This is a genomic window from Ekhidna sp., assembly GCF_040220215.1.
GTDB lineage: Bacteria > Bacteroidota > Bacteroidia > Cytophagales > Cyclobacteriaceae > Ekhidna.
The window spans coordinates 35,310-54,045 of record NZ_JAVJTR010000019.1 but is presented as its reverse complement, the minus strand read 5'-3'; the positions used below and the strand labels follow the sequence as shown (position 1 = coordinate 54,045).

Annotated in this window: 15 protein-coding genes; 3 read left to right on the top strand and 12 right to left on the bottom strand. The window is 40.3% G+C overall.

Going from position 1 to position 18,736, the window contains the following annotated elements; genetic code table 11:
• Window positions 1-257 precede the first annotated feature (257 nt).
• The gene (locus RIC88_RS13025; RefSeq protein WP_350217982.1) at window positions 258-1,154 is read right to left on the bottom strand and encodes a MerR family transcriptional regulator; all 897 of its coding nucleotides are present in this window, start codon (window positions 1,152-1,154) and stop codon (window positions 258-260) included.
• A gap of 93 nt (window positions 1,155-1,247) precedes the next feature.
• Here RIC88_RS13025 and RIC88_RS13020 point away from each other — a divergent pair, with 93 nt between their 5' ends.
• The gene (locus RIC88_RS13020; RefSeq protein ID WP_350217981.1) at window positions 1,248-1,553 is read left to right on the top strand and encodes a DUF4286 family protein; all 306 of its coding nucleotides are present in this window, start codon (window positions 1,248-1,250) and stop codon (window positions 1,551-1,553) included.
• Here RIC88_RS13020 and RIC88_RS13015 read toward each other — a convergent pair.
• From RIC88_RS13015 to serS, 3 genes are all read right to left on the bottom strand, one after another.
• Complete coding sequence (locus tag RIC88_RS13015; protein ID WP_350217980.1) at window positions 1,550-1,996, bottom strand: GNAT family N-acetyltransferase; 447 nt, start codon at window positions 1,994-1,996, stop codon at window positions 1,550-1,552. The genes RIC88_RS13020 and RIC88_RS13015 overlap by 4 nt on opposite strands.
• Before the next feature lie 62 nt (window positions 1,997-2,058).
• A complete protein-coding gene (locus tag RIC88_RS13010) occupies window positions 2,059-4,197 on the bottom strand; it encodes a prolyl oligopeptidase family serine peptidase (RefSeq protein WP_350217979.1) in 2,139 nt (712 codons plus the stop codon).
• A 73-nt stretch (window positions 4,198-4,270) separates the two neighbouring features.
• Entirely contained in the window at window positions 4,271-5,554 is a 1,284-nt protein-coding gene (gene serS, locus RIC88_RS13005; protein ID WP_350217978.1) for a serine--tRNA ligase, read from the bottom strand.
• 244 nt (window positions 5,555-5,798) lie between these two features.
• Between serS and rho the strand changes: the two genes are divergently transcribed.
• Together rho and RIC88_RS12995 are read left to right on the top strand one after the other, a co-directional pair.
• Window positions 5,799-7,394, top strand: a complete 1,596-nt coding sequence (gene rho, locus RIC88_RS13000; RefSeq protein ID WP_350217977.1) for a transcription termination factor Rho — start codon at window positions 5,799-5,801, stop codon at window positions 7,392-7,394.
• 250 nt (window positions 7,395-7,644) lie between these two features.
• Window positions 7,645-8,736, top strand: coding sequence for a hypothetical protein (locus RIC88_RS12995; protein WP_350217976.1), 1,092 nt, complete (start codon window positions 7,645-7,647; stop codon window positions 8,734-8,736).
• A 57-nt stretch (window positions 8,737-8,793) separates the two neighbouring features.
• Here RIC88_RS12995 and RIC88_RS12990 read toward each other — a convergent pair whose 3' ends face one another.
• The 8 genes from RIC88_RS12990 to RIC88_RS12955 form a co-directional block, all read right to left on the bottom strand.
• Window positions 8,794-9,999, bottom strand: coding sequence for an NAD(P)-dependent oxidoreductase (locus tag RIC88_RS12990; protein WP_350217975.1), 1,206 nt, complete (start codon window positions 9,997-9,999; stop codon window positions 8,794-8,796).
• 58 nt (window positions 10,000-10,057) lie between these two features.
• A complete protein-coding gene (locus tag RIC88_RS12985) occupies window positions 10,058-10,243 on the bottom strand; it encodes a hypothetical protein (protein WP_350217974.1) in 186 nt (61 codons plus the stop codon).
• Window positions 10,244-10,247: 4 nt separating this feature from the next.
• A complete protein-coding gene (gene gltX, locus RIC88_RS12980; protein ID WP_350217973.1) occupies window positions 10,248-11,783 on the bottom strand; it encodes a glutamate--tRNA ligase in 1,536 nt (511 codons plus the stop codon).
• A 69-nt stretch (window positions 11,784-11,852) separates the two neighbouring features.
• The gene (locus RIC88_RS12975; protein ID WP_350217972.1) at window positions 11,853-12,230 is read right to left on the bottom strand and encodes a RidA family protein; all 378 of its coding nucleotides are present in this window, start codon (window positions 12,228-12,230) and stop codon (window positions 11,853-11,855) included.
• A gap of 176 nt (window positions 12,231-12,406) precedes the next feature.
• Window positions 12,407-13,834 (bottom strand): TolC family protein, encoded by a 1,428-nt coding sequence (locus RIC88_RS12970; protein WP_350217971.1) that lies wholly within the window; start codon window positions 13,832-13,834, stop codon window positions 12,407-12,409.
• 23 nt (window positions 13,835-13,857) lie between these two features.
• Window positions 13,858-17,025 carry an efflux RND transporter permease subunit gene (locus tag RIC88_RS12965; protein ID WP_350217970.1) on the bottom strand — a complete coding sequence of 1,056 codons (3,168 nt, stop codon included), beginning with the start codon at window positions 17,023-17,025 and terminating at the stop codon, window positions 13,858-13,860.
• A 46-nt stretch (window positions 17,026-17,071) separates the two neighbouring features.
• Entirely contained in the window at window positions 17,072-18,235 is a 1,164-nt protein-coding gene (locus RIC88_RS12960) for an efflux RND transporter periplasmic adaptor subunit (protein ID WP_350217969.1), read from the bottom strand.
• A 72-nt stretch (window positions 18,236-18,307) separates the two neighbouring features.
• Window positions 18,308-18,481, bottom strand: coding sequence for a hypothetical protein (locus RIC88_RS12955; RefSeq protein WP_350217968.1), 174 nt, complete (start codon window positions 18,479-18,481; stop codon window positions 18,308-18,310).
• Window positions 18,482-18,736: the final 255 nt, after the last annotated feature.

The window sequence follows — 18,736 nt, the reverse complement described above, 5'->3', positions numbered from 1 at the left end:
AAGATTAAACAAAAATTAAATACATGATTGAAAAGCCATTATTTTGACTAATTACTATTCATTTTGATATCCAATAACTCGTTTAGATTTCCTAAATCAAAGGAGAGAAACTATTGCATATCATTCTTGCAGAAAAACTTACACTTTCTGCATTTTTTCAAAAAAAACTGTTGTATTGATTTAATTAAAGCGGGCTAAATGCACATTAAATCCGGACAGACTGGATGCCTCTCTAGCTCAATTTGTTAAAAGAAGGCTTACCCTTGAGATTTGTTGATAGCGATATCTCGAGTGATCTGATTTAAATCTTCAAACTGATTCAGAACAGAAACATTGGTGGGAATTTCAATATCCTGACCTACAACTCGACTTCCTGTTATATAAACTATACTGTTTTTAAATCTAGTGCCCAGACGTTTTATGTATTGCTGCACGTCCTTTGATTCAGGTGAAGTTGTTATTGAGGTCATTAGGTAGTCCGGGTTGAGCTTATGGTATACTTCTTCTAAGGCTTCAAGTGGAACAGTCTGACCAAAAAAAACAGTTCGAGCACCTCTGGATCTTAATAAGAAGTTCGCATAGAGAAGACCCAGTTCATGAAGCTCCCCTTCCGGCAAGAATAAGAGGAAAAGTGGACCATTTTCATTCGTTTGTGTGTGATCCGTCGCAACGATTAGCTTTTGTCTGACTAACTGTGAAATAAAATGCTCTTGCGCGGGGTTGATAGCATTGGTCAGCCAAAGAATCCCTATTTTCCTCATAAATGGGTAAATAATTTCAACCATGGTCTTTTCAAATCCCATTTTCTCTATGCTCAACTCAAGCAATGAGGCAAAACTTTTTTCGTCTAAATCAATCATGGCCAAGGTGAGTGCACTTATTTGGTCTTCATGTGATAGATCTTCAAACTCAATTTTTCGGACCTCATCAGCCAAAACATCCTCGGGCATTGCCACGATTTTACTGATTTTGATGCCGTGGTTTTTTAAGGAAGCTATGTTTAGAATAAGCTTTAAATCATCATCATTATAAAAACGAATGTTTGTTGCCGTCCGCTGGGGTGAAAATAGATCATAACGTTGCTCCCAAATTCGTATGGTGTGTGCTTTAATTCCTGATAAATGCTCCAGGTCTTTTATAGAATATACGCTCATGCCCACAATAACCGGCAGTTAGATTAAATTGTTTGAAACCTAAAGATGTTAGTTCTTCGTTTCCTTACTTTGCCAAACCTAATAAATCGACGAATGATATTATACAATGTTACGGTCAATATAGACGCTGATGTAGAACAAGATTGGATCGGATGGATGAAAGAAACCCATATTCCCGAAGTGATGGATACTGGTTTTTTTATGGAGTACAGAATGATGAAAATGCTTTCTGAAGGTCAGGACGATACGGGATCAACTTATGCTATTCAATATATGGCCGAAACATTGGGACATCTTGAAACTTATTTGAACACTGTGGCTCCAAAGATTCAAAAGAAATCAATCATTCGATATGGGACAAAAATGGCTGCTTTCCGAACGGTACTTGAAGAGGTTTAAAAATCAATGTTGCAATTGATCCAGTTGTCTTCAAATCTGGTATCGTAATTTTTGTAAAAGTTGATCGCTGGTTCGTTCCAGTCCAGCACCTGCCACATCATTCCTGAACAGTTCGTTTCTTTGCCAATGTTTAATGTAGCTTCAAAAAGTAGCTTACCTGCACCAACCCCACGTTTGGATTCTGTTACAACCAGATCTTCCAGGTAAAGTCGTTTCCCTTTCCAGGTACTGTAGCGGTAGTAGTAAATAGATGTACCAATGATCTTACCATTTTCTTTACAGATGAGAAATCCATAAACTGGATCCTCTCCAAAGCCATCAGCTTCCATTCGTGCCACTGTATTTTCAACCTGGTCCAGTGCCTTTTCATATTCTGCAAGCTCTTTGATCAAGTCAAGAACTGCAAAAAGATCTTTTTTTTCACCTTTTCTGATTTCTAGCATGGTCTAAAATTAAAAAAACCTGCTCCTGTGAGAGGCAGGGTTTAATGTGTAGTTATGATCGTTTACATTTTTTTCTTAGCCAATTCCGGGATTACACCCATATTGTACCATGCATATGAGTACATATCGGCATTCAGTTCGATTCGCTTTTCTGTGGACATCCCGGCCCCATGTCCAGCCTTCGTCTCAATACGGATGAGCAGTGGGTTGGGGTTGTCAGGATTTTTTTCCTGAAGCGTAGCGGCGTATTTAAATGAATGTGCCGGGACCACTCTATCATCATGGTCAGCAGTAGTTACCATCACTGCCGGATACGTTGCATTCGGATCAATGTTATGAACAGGAGAGTAGGAGTAGAGGTACTTAAACATCTCCTCAGAATCTTCAGAAGTACCATAGTCTGCTGCCCAGGCACGCCCGATTGTGAAGTGCTGATAGCGCAGCATGTCCATTACACCAACCATTGGGAAGGCCACCTTCGCTAAGTCCGGTCGCATATTAATGGTAGCACCTACGAGAAGTCCACCGTTCGATCCACCCTGAAGAGCCAGATAACCTGAAGAAGTATATCCTTCATTGATGAGGTACTCACCTGCAGCGATAAAGTCATCAAAAACATTGATTTTTTGAAGCTTAGTGCCAGCTTTATGCCATTCTTCACCATACTCACCACCTCCCCGTATGTTTGGCATAGCGAACACACCACCGTTTTCCAGCCAGACCAATCTAGATGTACTGAATGATGGCTTTAGGCTGATATTAAAGCCTCCATATGAATAGAGCCAGGTAGGATTCTTGCCATTCATTTCAATACCCTTTTTATGGACAATGAACATTGGCACTTTAGTGCCGTCCTTGCTAGTGTAGAAAATTTGCTTGGTTTCGTATTCATCCGGATTGAAATCCAGCTCCGGCCCTCTGTGAAGCTCAGATTCTCCTGATGCGATGTTGTACTTATAAACAGAATATGGAACGGTAAATGAAGTGAAACCATAAAAGAACTCCTCGTCCTCCATGGCGCCTCCGAAACCACTGGCTGTGCCAATTCCCGGTAGTTCAACTTCTCTTACCAAATTGCCCTGATAGTCGTACTGCTTGATCGAAGTTTTAGCATCTATCAAGTAGGAAGTGAAAATATTACCGCCGGCAGTGCTGGCTGTCATTACGTTTTCTGTTTCAGGGATTAAGTCCTCCCAGTTTTCTGAAGTAGGATTTTTGTAGTTCACACGCACAATTCTGTTGTTCGGAGCTTCCAGATTTGTGTGAATGATTAGGTCATCCCCATCATTGTCAACGATGTAGTGGTCATTTTCAAAACCAGTAATAATCGGATTGAATTCACCTGAAGGATCGGACAGGTCTTTTACATATAGTTCGTTTCCGCTGGTTCCGGTGTAGGAATAGATAAAAAGAAATCTTTCATCTTCGCTCACACTTGCACCAAATCGATTTTCAGGATTATCAGGGTTGGAGTAGATCAATTGATCTTTCGATTGATCAGAGCCCATCTTGTGGTAGTATATTTTTCCATATTGATTGGCAGCAGAGAGCTCATCACCTTCTTTCGGTTCATCAAATCTCTGGTAGAAGAAACCATTTTTATACCAGCTCATTCCGGAGAATTTGATCCATTTGATCTTATCATCTAGCAATTCTTTTGTTTCAGTATCCATGATGAAGGCCGTTCTCCAATCAGATCCTCCTTCCGAAATATTATAAGCCGTGTATTTGTAATCATCGGAAAAGCTAAGTCCACCAAGAGCAGTTGTCCCATCATCGGAAAATGAGTTGGGATCTAGAAAAACCTCAGGCTCATCCTCAAAATTTTTCACTCGATACAAAATCGATTGATTTTGAAGACCGTCATTTTTATAGAAATAATAGTAATCTCCTCCTTTGAAAGGAGCGCTTACTTTTTCATAATCCTCAAGTTCTGTGAGTCGTGCCTTCACTTCATCCCGAAAATCAATATTGCTGAGATATGCGTTGGTCACCTGATTTTGGGCTGTCACCCAATTTGCTGTTTCATCAGATGTGTCGTCTTCCAGCCATCGATAAGGGTCAGGCACTTCTGTACCAAAATAGTTGTCTGTTGTATCTGATTTTTTTGTCTCCGGATAGTTGAGATCCAGGGTTTGCTTTTCTTGTGGCTGGCAAGCCCAGAGTAAAAGAACTGCCAGCGGAAAGGTTAATCTCTTCATAGCTTTTGATTTATTAGGCTATGAATTTAATAATCACCCAAGAAATTGCCCAGCGACTTTACATCAGAGGTCGCTAGCCTTTTCTAATCTCCTTAAAACCAAGATAAGGGTGTAGGACCTCAGGCATTTTGATATGATCGCCAGCTTGATTGTTTTCCAGCAAAGCAGCGATGATTCGTGGCAATGCTAATGCGCTACCATTGAGTGTATGAGCTAACTCTTTTTTTCCTTCATTGTTTTTGATGCGCAGCTTTAGTCTGTTAGCCTGGAAGGTCTCAAAATTTGAAACGGAACTAACCTCCAGCCATTTTTCCTGGGCGGCAGAGTACACTTCAAAATCATAGGTAATGACTGATGTGAACCCAAGGTCACCAGCACATAGCTTTAAAATACGGTAAGGAAGTCTTAGAGATTTGATCAATTCTTCCACATGGGCTACCATCTGATCAAGTACTTCGTAAGATTTAGAGGGCTCTACAACCTGTACGATCTCTACTTTATCAAACTGATGCAATCGGTTCAAACCCCTTACATGGGACCCCCAAGAACCTGCCTCTCTACGAAAACACGGTGTGTGACCCGCATGCTTAATCGGGAGTTGATCTTCTTTTAAGATCACATCACGATACATGTTGGTGATTGGTACTTCTGCCGTTGGAATGAGATACAAATCATTTGCCTCCATGTGATACATCTGACCTTCTTTATCCGGGAGCTGACCAGTTCCGAGCCCGGAAGCTTCATTGATCACAACAGGTGGCTGCACTTCTTCGTACCCGGCTTCAGCCGCTTTGTCCAGAAAATAGTTGATCATTCCACGCACCAATCTAGCTCCCTGTTTTTTGTAAAAAGGGAATCCAGCGCCCGTTACCTTATTCCCTAGCTCAAAATCAACAATGTCAAATTCTTCGATCAAATCCCAGTGCGGCTTTTTGTGTTCACCTAAGTCAGGTATATTGCTATCATTCAGTATGACGACCTCATTGTCTTCGTCAGATTTACCAGGAGGAACAGATTCATGAGGAATATTCGGAATGTTGTAAAGGTGCTTAGTTAGGGAAACTTCAATGCCGTTAAGTTCTTCGCTTAGTGCTTTACTTTTTTGTTTTAAATCTGCAGTCTTAAGTTTAGCAGTTTCTGCTTCATCTTTCTTTCCTTGTTGGAAAAGCTGACCAATTTCTTTGGCGAGTTTGTTTGATTCATACAAAAGTTCATCCAATGCACCTTGTAGCTTTTTACGCTGATCGTCAAGCTTTAATACATCTTTGAGTAGAATATCCGACCCTTCTACGCCTCTCTTTTCGAGCCCTTTAACACAGCGGTCAAAATCTTTTTCTATGGTAGCAACCTGCAACATTGGAATGTGGATTTAATATCAGGTCGCAAAGAAAAATGATTTTGAGATGAATTATGTTGCTATTTAAGAAAAGGTAAATTTTTATCTGAGGTTTGTGTTATTGTGGTGGATGGTCTATTATTGCGAAGCAATCCACGAAAAACTCATCCGGGTTTTTCTGCTTAGCAAAGCAAACAGGCGATTACCACAAATTCTTCGGAATTATTTTACTAAAAAATTTTGAAACCCACTTTTATACACAGTTATGTACACACTAGATGATCTTAGTGTTATGCTGCTATCAGAATTGAAAGAAATAGCAGAAAAACTAGGAATTAAGAATCATAAGAAACTTGCAAAGCAGGATCTTATCTATGCTATCCTGGATCAGCAAGCCAGCATGCCGGAAGGCGAAATAAAAAAAATTAAGAGCGAAACTTTAGGCGGAGCATTGGCAGAAGAGCCAAAAGAGAAATCAGAAAAGAAACCTGCTGCTAAGAAAAACGCACCTCCTCGTAAGGAAGAAAAATCGGACAAGGACCCTAAGGAAGAAAAGTCTGATAGGAAGGAAAGCAAAGACCGACCAGATAATAAGCGACGTGATGACAGGAAGCATGACGACAAAGAAAAGAAGGAAGGCGATACCAAGGAGAAGCAAGAGAGGGATAGCCAGAGATCGGAACGCGAGGCTGAACGTCAGGAAAAGCGGAGAAGGAAAGAGGCTTACAACGAAGAAATCAAAGAATTTGATGGTGTGATTGAGAACGAAGGTGTTCTTGAAATCATGCAGGATGGTTATGGCTTCCTTCGATCAAGCGATTATCACTACTTGGCTAGCCCGGATGATATTTATGTTTCTCCTTCTCAGATCAAACTTTTTGGTTTGAAGACTGGGGATACCGTAAAGGGACAAATCCGACCACCGAAAGATGGTGAAAAATATTTTGCTTTATTAAAAGTGGAAACCGTAAACGGCAAGACTACTGAGGAAGTTAGAGATCGTGTAGCTTTTGAATATTTAACTCCACTTTTCCCGCAAGAAAAATTAAACCTTAGCACCAAGGCTGATAACTATTCCACGAGAATATTAGACCTATTTTCACCAATTGGAAAAGGGCAGAGAGGAATGATCGTGGCTCAGCCGAAGACTGGTAAAACTGTTCTATTAAAAAATGTGGCTAACGCAATTGCTGAGAATCATCCTGAATGTTACTTAATGGTGTTGCTTATTGATGAGCGACCAGAGGAGGTTACTGACATGGCTCGTTCCGTAAAAGGAGAAGTAATCGCATCTACCTTTGATGAGCAAGCTGATAAACATGTGAAAGTATCTAACATGGTGCTTGAGAAAGCAAAGCGAATGGTAGAATGTGGTCATGACGTGGTGATCCTATTAGATTCGATCACTCGATTGGCAAGAGCTCATAACACAGTGGTACCATCCTCAGGTAAAATTCTTTCCGGTGGTGTGGATGCAAATGCGCTTCACAAGCCGAAGAGATTCTTTGGAGCAGCGAGAAATGTCGAGAACGGTGGTTCATTAACCATTATTGCAACAGCACTTATTGAAACCGGATCTAAAATGGACGAGGTTATCTTTGAAGAATTCAAAGGAACGGGTAACATGGAGCTTCAATTGGACAGAAAGCTATCTAATAAACGAGTATATCCGGCGATTGATGTTCCGGCATCAGGTACACGTAGAGAAGATTTATTGATGGATCCTGAGGAGCTGAAAAGAGTTTGGATTCTTCGCAAATTTATGTCTGACATGAATAGCAATGAAGCGATGGAATTCTTGTTGAGCAAAATGAAAGGCACGGCCAATAATGATGAGTTTTTGGTCAGCATGAATGGCTAGTTCATCGAACAAAAAATACATTTTTAGCCAGACTTTAGGGTCTGGCTTTTTTTTTGCCCCATTATACAAAATACCTCATTAAGGGTATTGCTAATAGCAATCTCATGGCATTATTTTTGTTAAATGAAGTATCTAGATTGAGAAGAAATAACTGAAATAATTATTCAGGACTCTTAGGGGTTTATTTCTCACTTTATGACTCATTAAAATAATTATATAAAATCCTTAAATCTTTTTAAAACTACTATCAATGAAAAAACTACTTGCCCTATTAATGTTGGCCCTGGTCTTTGTGACAGGTTGTCAAAATGATGATTCAGGTGACCCTGCGGTTTTAACCGCTAAAGAAGCTTCTGCCAAAATTGTCTCTGCGGGTGAAGATGCTGCTGCTGATATCGTTTCTATTGTTGATTCTGAGGGAGTGACTGCCTTAACTGCTTTTGCAGAACTTTTTTCAGATTTTGATCAATTCTCTGCTAGAACTGCTGATAAAAGCTGGGTTAAAGCCAAGTTTGAAATCATCTCAAATTACTTCGTTTATGGCCCTGCAGGCAGAGTTAATAATGATGAATTTTCGTTCGACGAAATCAAAGGTGTACACACCTGGAATTTTGACATAGAAGCATTTGAAAGAACTGGTGATTCAGAGTTCTTTATTGTAAACTTCCCATCGGAAGGATCAACTACTAACAATGCCGAATTGAAGATCACAGATCTACAGTTTATCACCATTACTACTTCGGATGAGTGGGGCACGTATGAAGATGATTATCCAACTGTAATTGAAGGTACACTTAAGGTTGATGGAGAAACATTTATTTCACTTTCTGCTAGTGCTGACTGGTCTAGCGAAGGATTTCCTGAAAAAGCATCTATTGATTTGGTTGTAACTCCTTTTACTTTCCTTTTAGATTTTGATGACTCAGATAACTTGACTTCAAAAGCGAGTGCATCAGTTACAAAAAGTGGAGAAACATTAGTTGGAGTTTCAGTTTTGCTAACTTTTGAGAATACTGAAAAGGAGGAACCTACTGATATCGAAGGACATGTGCAGTATGGTAATATTAAATTGAAAGGAAGTGTTGATATAGCAGGGTATGATGCCAATGAGTACGACGAAAATGATGAGCCAAATCCGAATTTTGATGCGAATGATTATGTGGACTTGGAGGTTCTAATTGACGATGTTAAAGTTGGTGACATTATCTTTATCGACGATGTTGCTTATATCGAATACAATGACGGAACTAAAGAGATTTTGGAAGAAATCTTGGAGGATGTGATCGCAGATATCGAAGAAGCGTTCGAGGAATTGGATGGAGAAGATGAGACAGACTTCTAAGCCACGTTGAATAGATTAAAAAGAAAGTCCATTCGTATGACGGATGGACTTTCTTATTTATTTTCCATCCACATAACTCTGGAGGTATGCATACTTTTCGGTGAGATGTCCGGCTTCAGTAATTGTTGCTCGGTGGATTATTCCTTTTTCATCTGATCCGAGCAAATGAGGAATTACATTATTTACCAGCTCATTTCCAAAGCTCTCCGATGCATCCCGGGGCAACTCGCAGGGCAAATTATCAACTGCCATGACAGTAATATTTCCTTCATCGGTTAACGCCTGCTCAATTTCATCATCGCTAGGATTGTAGTCATAGATGGGGTCGTCAATTGTAGTAGGTTTCTTTGTGGAAGGGATTGAACCCTCGATATCGCATGTGATGTCAGCGATAACTTTGATGTCGAAATCATCCTTTATTATGTCTTCTCTATGAAACAATACCGGTGCAGATGGATCCCAATATGCACAGGCAACCAGAATGTCGGTCATCTTTGTATACTTTAAGAAATCGCCATCGTATAGCTCTGGATTTTTGTAAAACTCATTCCTATGAAATTCACCACCATCTTTTCGTCTATTATAATCTCTTGAGTTGAGCTGTGTAAAGACTGGTTCGTCAAAGCGTTTTGTTAAAAAATCATGAGGGGTAACCTGACTAATGCCAACTCCCAATAGCACTTCCATTGCACCTCTGGTCACTCTCCCTCCGCCAGTTAAGGCAATTTTAATATTTGGCAGCTTTATTTTTTTATACTCTAACTTAAGATCCTCATAGTCAAAGCATTCATGCGCTCTTCTAATGTTGTATAGATTATACCTTTTCCCATAAGTCCATAAACCATTATAAGCACCCACTATACCTGCCCACCGGCCAAAGGCAATAATGCGATTCCCATTTTCATTGGTCAGTGTTTCCCAATCAATGAGTTTGATCTTTTTGTCAAGAATGGATTTCAGCAAGTCTCGGTTATAAGACTGTTTTTTGATGGTGTGCGAGAAAAAGAAGTGGGTTTTGTTAGGGATCAGCTTTTCTATTGGCACTTCCTTTACACCAAGGATAATATCACAATCAGCGACCGATTCTACTATCGTAAGCCCTGCGTTTCGGTAGTCATCATCGGTATAGCAGCGGATATCACTTGATTGCACTAATACCTCAACATCAAAATTTTCTTTGACTTGTTTTGCTTGCTGAGGTGTAAGTGGAACTCGTTTATCTATTGGAACTTTTCCCTCCTTGATAATGCCGATTTTTTTCATATCTCCTCAATTGAATGGATGCGAAATTAGTCAATTGAGAAGGAGGGGAGCAAATTGATTATTTGTCTTTCTTCAGGTCATCCAGGTCTTCCCGATCTTTTAGCTTTTTGTCTTCAACATTTTTGTTGAGAAACTTATTCAGTTTATCGATGGGCATATTGGATGAAATCTCACCAAATGAATCAACATTTAACTCAAGTCCGTCTAAATCTTTATGTACGCGTGCTTTGTCTTTTTTACTCATAACATCAGCTTTGATTGTTTAACAAATCAATGGACAATTTGATTCGATTTGATGCATTCTCACCACCTAATATCTCAATAATGGTCATTAGATCAGGGCCTGAACCCTCACCCGTAAGAACCAGCCTTAGCGTTTGCATAAACTGACCGGGTTTATACCCTTCGGCCTCTAATGTTTGCCAAAAGAGAGTTTTAGCATGCTCCGCAGTAATATTTTCTGCTGCTTTCAGTTTTTCAGCAAAAATCATCAAGGCCTTTGGAGCTTCTGCATCCCATTTTTTTCTAACTACTTTTTCATCAAATGATTGAGGTTGATTAAATAGAATCAGGCTATTATCTACAAACTCATTTGGATAGGTCACTCGCTCTTTTAGAAGATCAATAATCTGAACTGCTTTTTCTAATGTGCATTCAATTCCATGTTCTTTTGTTAACCCTTTAATCAAGTCATCGGCAAAATCCTTTGAATTTGATGCTTTAATGTATTGCTGATTGAACCACTTGGCCTTATCAAAATCAAACTTGGTTCCAGCCTTATTGATTCTTTTTTCAGAAAATTCATTTACAAGTTCTTCCAAAGAGAAAATTTCCTGTTCTGTTCCTGGATTCCATCCAAGGAAAGCTAAGAAATTGATCAAAGCCTCCGGCAGGAATCCTGTTTCTTTAAATCCTATAGAAGTTTCACCGGTTTCTGGATCATTCCAGTTTAATGGAAAGATAGGGAATCCGGCTTTATCAGCGGCCCGCTTACTTAGCTTACCATTGCCGTCTGGTTTCAAGATTAATGGTAAGTGTGCAAATTGCGGCATTTCATCTTCCCAGCCTAAAAACTGGTAAAGCAGCACATGCAAAGGGGCTGAAGGCAGCCATTCCTCACCTCTTATAACATGAGTGATTTTCATGAGATGATCATCAACAATATTTGCTAAATGATAGGTAGGCATCCCATCCGACTTCATTAGAACCTTATCATCCAATACTTCTGTGTGTACCATCACCCATCCCCTCACCATGTCGTTTAGTCGAACCTCTTCCTTTTTAGGAATTTTGATCCGGATAACATACGGGTCTCCATTATCAATTCGACGCTTAACCTCTTCCTCGGTTAGCGTCAATGAATTCTTCATGGTAGTCCTGGTAATAGTATCGTATTGGGGATTCACTACACGACCTTCCTTGAGTCTTTCGCGCATGGCCTCAAGCTCCTCAGGAGTATCGAATGCATAATAGGCATTTCCGTCTGCAATAAGTTTTTCTGCATACTGTAGGTAGATTTCCTTTCGCTCGGACTGGCGATATGGACCATATTCTCCCCCTTGATCCGGTCCTTCTTCGGGTGATATCCCGCACCATGTTAGTGTATCTTTTATATACTCCTCCGCCCCCTCTACGAAACGGGCCTGGTCAGTATCCTCAATTCGAAGAATAAATTTGCCATTATATTTCTTAGCGAACAGGTAATTAAATAGCGCTGTTCTAAGTCCGCCTATGTGAAGGCCTCCTGTCGGGCTCGGTGCAAATCTTACTCTTACGTTATCCATCTATTATTTTGATTGGAGCGCAAAAATAAGAATCAGATGATGGAATGTTAAGGAATGTAGTTTTATTCCTTAAAATGTTGCTATACAACTAATTTCAACATTTACTCCTTTTGGTAAGCCGCTGACTTCTACCGTTTCACGAGCAGGAGGGTTTTCCTGGAAATACCTGCCATATACTTCATTTATGCGAGCAAAGTTTCCCATATCAGAAACAAAAATGGAACATTTCAGCACGTGTTCAAATGTGAGGCCTGCTTCTTCAAGGATGTAACTCAGGTTTTTCATGACCTGCTCGGTCTCATCTTCGATCGAGCTGTCAATGAGGTTGCCTGTACTTTGCTCAATCGGAATCTGACCTGAAACATAGAGGGTATTTCTAGATTTTATTGCCTGAGAATATGGTCCAATTGGAGCAGGTGCTTTGGGTGAGTTGATGATTTCTTTCATTTTCAGTAGTGTTTACAAAAGGCTAGATAATTACATTTTTTAATATTAAAAAATCAAGATGAACATCGCATTGTTTACAAACCAGTAAACACAGTTCTTTTAATTATTATGTCAAAGTCATTCTGAATGATTTATTTAAGTAATCCTGACACTTATCGAGACTTAGAGTTTGATGCTCATCGCCATCCACCTCCTAAGGCCTTATAAAGTTTAACTTTTGAATAATAAAGTTGCTCTCGTACATCAATTAGTTCCAAACTTGATTGTAGTGCATTCTGTTGGGTGATCAGTACTTCCAGGTAGGATGCTCTGCCAGTACTAAACAAATCAGATGAGGTATCAATGGAAGACGTAAGTACATCTACCTCGCTGGATTTAAGCTCGTATCGTTCTTGTAGATTGCGAATGTTCCTGATCTCCAACGAAACCTCGGAATATGCTTCCAGCAGCGTTTTCTGGTAGTTGTAAAATGCTTCAACCTGGTTTGCTTTGTTAAAGTTGAATTCCGCTTTGATGGCAGACCTGTTAAATAATGGAGCAGTGATGTTTCCAAACACATTGTAAGCTATTGATTCGGGACTTCTGAACAAGAATTGAGGTTGAAAAGCATTATATCCAAAGCCTGCTGTTATTCCCAATGATGGATAAAAGGCAGCTCTTGCTGCTTTTACATCTGCTTTAGTAGCCATGAGATCAAGTTCGGCTTGTCTTATGTCTGGTCGGTTTACTAGTAGCTGAGAAGAAACGCCAGGAAGCACGCTTAATGCAACTGAATCCTCAAAAGCGAAGCTGTTTCTTTGAATGGCTTTTGGGTAGTGTCCCATCAATAGATTCAGCCGGTATTCTACAACAGTAATTTCTTGGAGTGTTTCCTTTTCAAGTCCTTTTAAACTCAAAAGTTGTGTTTCAAATTGCTCTACCGCCAACTTGTTTGCTTTTCCTGCTTCTTTTTGTGCCCTTACTACTTCAAGAGCATTTTCTTGCAGTAAGATGGTTTCACGAATGATCTCCAAATTTTCATCCAATGAAAGTAGTTCATAATAGGTCAAAGCCATATCAGCAACCAGGTTGGAAACCACCCAATTTCTACCCTCAGATGAAGCGTAAAATCTTGACAATGCGGCCTTCTTGCGATTTTTTAGTTTGCCCCAAACATCCGCTTCCCAACTACTTTGAAGGCCTATGAAATAATCCGTGTAGGCAGGGCGAAGAGGATCACCTGACAAAAATTGGCCACCTTCATTGCCTGCCCAATTAACAGAAAACTCTGCTGTACGTGCCTGTCCGGCAAATCCTGCTGCATCTACAACAGGCAAAAGCATTCCTTTGGTAAAAGTGACATCTGCTCTTGCCATTTCTATACGCTGCTGAGCAATAGAAAGGTCAGGATTATCTGTGATGGCTTGTTCTATGAGTCGGACAAGAGTGGTGTCACCGAAATACTCCCTCCATGAAAGATTGGCAATATTGGTTGTATCAGCATAAGCCTCAAAATCAGGAGGCATTTCCTTTAACGGCTTGTCTGTGGATATAGAGATGGATTTACAGGCTGATAGCAAAAGGATTAGACCTAATGTCGCCCATTTATTCATATATGAGTTCATTCTCGTTCTTAAGTTTTCAAGGATCAGTTGGATAGTACAGTTTGAGTTGTGGTATGCACTTCTTTGGCTTTTGATTTCTTTGAGCCGATGGAGGCAAAGACAAAATACAATCCGGGAATCAGGAGGACGCCAATCACTGTTCCCAGGATCATCCCTCCGGCTGCAGCTGCCCCTATTGTTTTATTACCTATTGCTCCTGCACCTGATGAAAACACGAGTGGAATCAAACCTGCTGTAAACGCGAAGGATGTCATTAAGATTGGCCTTAAACGTTCTGATGCACCCTGGATAGCTGCTTTTAAAGGAGAGTAACCTTCTTTCTGTTTTTGTAAAGCAAATTCTACAACCAAAATGGCATTTTTGCCAAGCATTCCTATGAGCATGATCATAGCTACCTGAGCATAAATATTGTTTTCCAATCCAAGAATCCACAGGAAAAGGAACGCACCAAAAATCCCAACCGGTAAAGAAAGTATTACTGAAAGAGGCAATAGAAAACTTTCATATTGCGCGCACAGGAGTAGATACACGAAAAGTAAACAGATACCAAAAATTACAATAGCTTGATTTCCTGTTGCTACTTCATCGAATGTCATACCAGCCCAGGCAATATCATATCCTCGAGGTAACTTTTCAGCGGCCACTTCCTGAATTGCTTTAATGGCACTACCGCTACTGTAACCTTCTGCAGGTTCTCCATTGATTTCTGCTGAAGTGTACATATTGTAACGTGTTACCTGCTCAGGTCCCAATACTTTTTCCATGTCCATGAAAGAAGAATAAGGCACCATCTCCCCATATTCGTTTTTGACATGCAGCTTAAGTACATCATCCGGTTGTCCCCTGTAACTAGGATGTGCCTGCACCATCACGCGATAGGTTTTACCGTATCTAATGAAATCGGAAGCCCATTCGCCACCCATTAGGGTTTGTAATGAACTCATAGCATTGTTGACCGATACACCTTTTTGAGCAGCCTGATCATGATCTACTTTGAGGACATACTGCGGATAGTTGTTATCAAATAATGAAAAAGCACTTTGGATCTCCGGCCTTTTTCTAAGTTCAGTTACAAATTCCTGCATGACCTCTTCCATTTTTCGAAGATCATCGGTTCCGGTTTTATCTAAAAAGCGTAGCTCAAAACCTCCGGCATTGCCGTATCCCGGAACGGCAGGAGGGGGTAAGAAATCAATTTGAGCATCTTTGATGTGTCGGGTACGTTCGACCATCAATTGCGTCACCTCTTCAATAGATTCTTTTCTCAGACTCCAGTCTTTTAGATTGATCAGTACGGTACCATAAGGTGCGCCAGTTCCATCTGAGAATATGTTTGTACCGGCAAGTGTGGAGACAGACTGTACTGCGTCTAAATCGTTTGCCACTTGTTGTATTGCATCTACAACTTGTTGGGTTCGCTCCACAGTTGCCCCCGGTGGTGCCAATACGTTTGCATATAAGATACCCTGATCCTCGTTTGGGATAAACCCAGATGGGATAAAGGAACTAATACCAAAAGTCAGGATACAAAAAACAACTAATGAAGCATAGGTTATCACTCTTCGATTTACAATGGTTTCTATAATGACCCGGTACTTTTTGGCTAGCCGATTATACCTATTGTTGAAACTTGATATGAATTTACTGATCCAGTTCTTCTTTTTCTCCTGCCCATTATCATGATGTGTGTTTTTCAACAAAAGAGCACAAAGAGCCGGAGTAAGTGTGAGTGCTACTACTCCCGAGAGGATAATAGAGATAGCTAGGGTAATTGAGAACTGACGGTAGAAAATCCCTACTGGCCCTGACATGAACGCAATGGGTATGTATACTGCTGACATAACCAGTGTAATAGCGATAATAGCTCCTGTGATCTTTTTCATTGAAGCCTTGGTGGCTTCAAACGGGTTAGCTCCCGTACTTTCCATTTCTGCATGAACTGCTTCTACCACTACTATAGCATTGTCCACCACAATACCAATGGCTAAAACCAATGCAAAGAGGGTGATCATATTGATAGAAAAACCGAAAAGCTGCATGAAGAAAAAAGTGCCGATCAGTGAGACCGGTACTGCTATAGCTGGTATGAGGGTAGAACGGAAATCACCTAAAAAAATGAACACTACCAACGAAACCAATAAAAAAGCTTCAATAAATGTTTTTAGCACCTGCTTCATGGAGGCACTTAGAAAGCGTGACACATCATACCCAAACGTGTAGTCCATACCGGGTAAGAAGGTCTTTTCTTTTAGCTCCTCCATTTTTGCTTTTACGTTATCAATCACTTCTTGAGCATTGGTGCCAGGAAGTTGCTTGATAATGATTGCCGCGGAAGGCTTTCCGTTTTCTTTAGCATAAGTATCGTATGCTGCGGTACTGAATTCAATATCTGCTACATCACCAAGGCGAAGAATTTCACCATCTATCGTAGACTTCAGAGGTATTGTGGCATACTCTTCCTCCTGAGTAAACCGACCGGTATACTTCAGGATGTATTGCATATCCTGAGCATCTTTCATGGAGCTCTGGCCAACCTTTCCAGGAGCGGCTTCTATGTTTTGTTTTTGCAGTGCGTCGATCACTTCATCCACTGATAGTTTGTATGCCGTTAGCCTATCCGGTTTTAACCAGACTCGAATAGCATATTCTCGCTGACCTAGAATATCAATGAATCCAACTCCTTTGACACGCCTTAGCTCTTCCAAAATGTTGATATGGACGAAATTGTGAATAAATTTTTCGTCCATTGTAGGGTCTTCAGTGGTGATGTTGAGATACATCAGCATACTATTGATTTCTTTTTTGACCTTCACTCCATACAAGCGAACTTCTTCAGGGAGCTTGCTTACTACCTCTGCAACACGATTTTGTACATTGACGGCTGCAACGCTCACATCAGTTCCGGTCTCAAAGCTTATGGAAATAATACTCGTCCCATCGTTACCAGCATCGGATGCCATGTACCTCATATTTGGCACACCATTTATAGCCATCTCCAATGGACGCACCACGGCTTTTACTGACGTTTCGGCATTAGCTCCTGCATATTCTGCTGTTACATTTACTTCTGGCGGAGCAATATCCGGAAATTGGGATATGGGCATTTGAAATATCGCAAGAAAACCCACAATAATCAGGAGCAGTGAAATCACAATAGACAACACTGGTCGCTCAATGAATTTATTGAACATTGTCTTTTAATTTTTGAAAATGTTTGGACTAGATAATTCGAGAAAATCAATTCCTCATGGCTATTACCGAGGTGTTTGGTTGGGGAAGAAAGGTTATTACTTCTGTTTCTATCTTCATTCCCTCCTGAATGTGCTGCATTCCTTTATATACGATTTGATCTTTAGGAGATAGTCCTGACTCCAGTACATAAAGGTGAGGCAGGCGAAACAAAGTGTTTACTTTTCTTCTGTGAAGGATGTTCTCTTCATCCACCACATAAACGTAAAGTATGTCTTGAGCTTCTACAGTGGCCACCTGGGGGATCAACAAGGCATTTTTTACTTGTTTTGTGATTTGAACTTTACCGGATGCACCATGTATTAAGTTTCTGTCCGGATTGTCAAAAAGCGCTCTGAAAGAAATAGTACCCGTTTCACTTTTGATCATATTGTCCAGTGTTTGGATCTTTCCTTGATGCTCATATGCCTTTTGATTGGCGAGTAGCAATGTTACTTTTTCATCGTTTGTATCTTTTTGTTCAGCAGTTAGTTTCAAGTACTCTTTTTCCGATACATTGAAATAGGCATACATCTGACTGTTGTCAGAAATTGTTGTCAGTAAGGTTCCTTCTTCTTCAAGACTGCCCACTTTATTGGGAATCCTGCCGATCACTCCATCAAAAGGTGCGCGTACGGTTGTATAGTTAAGGTGTAATTTGGCTTGCTCTTCGAAGGAGCGAGCTTCCTCAACTTTAGCTTGCAGAGCGTCTATTCTTGCTTCTGCAATCTCAAGCTGAGTAGGAGACTCAATGCCCTTATCCACGAGTTCTTTCGTATTTTTCATCTCTACCTCTGCCGATCTTTTTTCTGCAATGGCACTGTTTAAAGCCGCTTTGGCCTGAAGCAACTCTGTTTCGAATTCTTGTTGGCTGAGTGTGAAAAGAATATCGTTTTTCTTGACAAGCTGACCTTCATCGATATGAATTTTTTCAATCACTCCTTTGATTCTGGATCGTAGCTCTACATGTTGTATTGCTTGCAATGAGGCGATATATTCAGCAACAAAGGAGGTGTCTTTTTTTACAGGGTGGGTCACCTGAAATTTTTCCAGGCCTCTCTCTTTAGATGAGCCTTCCTGAGAACCTGCGGGGTAAAAAGATGTAAAAAGAGCCAGTAGGAGAATTACCACGCCAATGCTAGATAGAATGTATTGTGTCCGTTTCCTTTTCATTTTCATTTTGATTACAGGCGCTAATCTACCCTTCCGGCATAAGTGAGGGCTAAGAGGGAAATTAAAACGGGATTAGAATTTCACTTCATTGGAAACAATGTATGTCTTTGCCCAGGACTTTAACTCATGTCTTTCGTGCGGTTTGAGCATTCTTAAAGCTTTTCTGAATTCTTTTTTGAATAGCGAATTATCAAAACTGACCTTTGTGAGTATGATTTTGCTGTATTCCAGAAATGAAGTTCTCATATCTACTTTTTTTAGCTATACGGAGGTTAGCTAAGAGGAACTTTAGTTTTAAATTAAAATCTGATTAGAATCTTACTTCAATGGTTCTGAGATGGCCTTTAAATTATTCTAATTGAATTCTAATCTTCTGGTAACAAAGCTTTTATAAATAATTTGTTCCTTAGTGGAAAGAATTAAGGCTAAGGAATAGGTTACTAATTTGGTAAGTAGGTGGTCAGGCCATAGTAGGGTCTCCTCCCTTTGGCAAAAAGGCCG

Excerpts from the sequence above, each read along its gene's own strand:
- RIC88_RS12990 (WP_350217975.1), bottom strand. The coding sequence starts at position 9,999 with ATGAAAAAAATCGGCATTATCAAGGAGGGAAAAGTTCCAATAGATAAA.
- RIC88_RS12960 (WP_350217969.1), bottom strand. The coding sequence starts at position 18,235 with ATGAAAAGGAAACGGACACAATACATTCTATCTAGCATTGGCGTGGTA.
- RIC88_RS13015 (WP_350217980.1), bottom strand. The coding sequence starts at position 1,996 with ATGCTAGAAATCAGAAAAGGTGAAAAAAAAGATCTTTTTGCAGTTCTT.
- rho (WP_350217977.1), top strand. The coding sequence starts at position 5,799 with ATGTACACACTAGATGATCTTAGTGTTATGCTGCTATCAGAATTGAAA.
- RIC88_RS13010 (WP_350217979.1), bottom strand. The coding sequence starts at position 4,197 with ATGAAGAGATTAACCTTTCCGCTGGCAGTTCTTTTACTCTGGGCTTGC.
- RIC88_RS12970 (WP_350217971.1), bottom strand. The coding sequence starts at position 13,834 with ATGAACTCATATATGAATAAATGGGCGACATTAGGTCTAATCCTTTTG.
- gltX (WP_350217973.1), bottom strand. The coding sequence starts at position 11,783 with ATGGATAACGTAAGAGTAAGATTTGCACCGAGCCCGACAGGAGGCCTT.
- RIC88_RS12985 (WP_350217974.1), bottom strand. The coding sequence starts at position 10,243 with ATGAGTAAAAAAGACAAAGCACGCGTACATAAAGATTTAGACGGACTT.
- RIC88_RS12995 (WP_350217976.1), top strand. The coding sequence starts at position 7,645 with ATGAAAAAACTACTTGCCCTATTAATGTTGGCCCTGGTCTTTGTGACA.
- RIC88_RS12965 (WP_350217970.1), bottom strand. The coding sequence starts at position 17,025 with ATGTTCAATAAATTCATTGAGCGACCAGTGTTGTCTATTGTGATTTCA.
- serS (WP_350217978.1), bottom strand. The coding sequence starts at position 5,554 with ATGTTGCAGGTTGCTACCATAGAAAAAGATTTTGACCGCTGTGTTAAA.
- RIC88_RS13025 (WP_350217982.1), bottom strand. The coding sequence starts at position 1,154 with ATGAGCGTATATTCTATAAAAGACCTGGAGCATTTATCAGGAATTAAA.
- RIC88_RS12975 (WP_350217972.1), bottom strand. The coding sequence starts at position 12,230 with ATGAAAGAAATCATCAACTCACCCAAAGCACCTGCTCCAATTGGACCA.
- RIC88_RS13020 (WP_350217981.1), top strand. The coding sequence starts at position 1,248 with ATGATATTATACAATGTTACGGTCAATATAGACGCTGATGTAGAACAA.
- RIC88_RS12955 (WP_350217968.1), bottom strand. The coding sequence starts at position 18,481 with ATGAGAACTTCATTTCTGGAATACAGCAAAATCATACTCACAAAGGTC.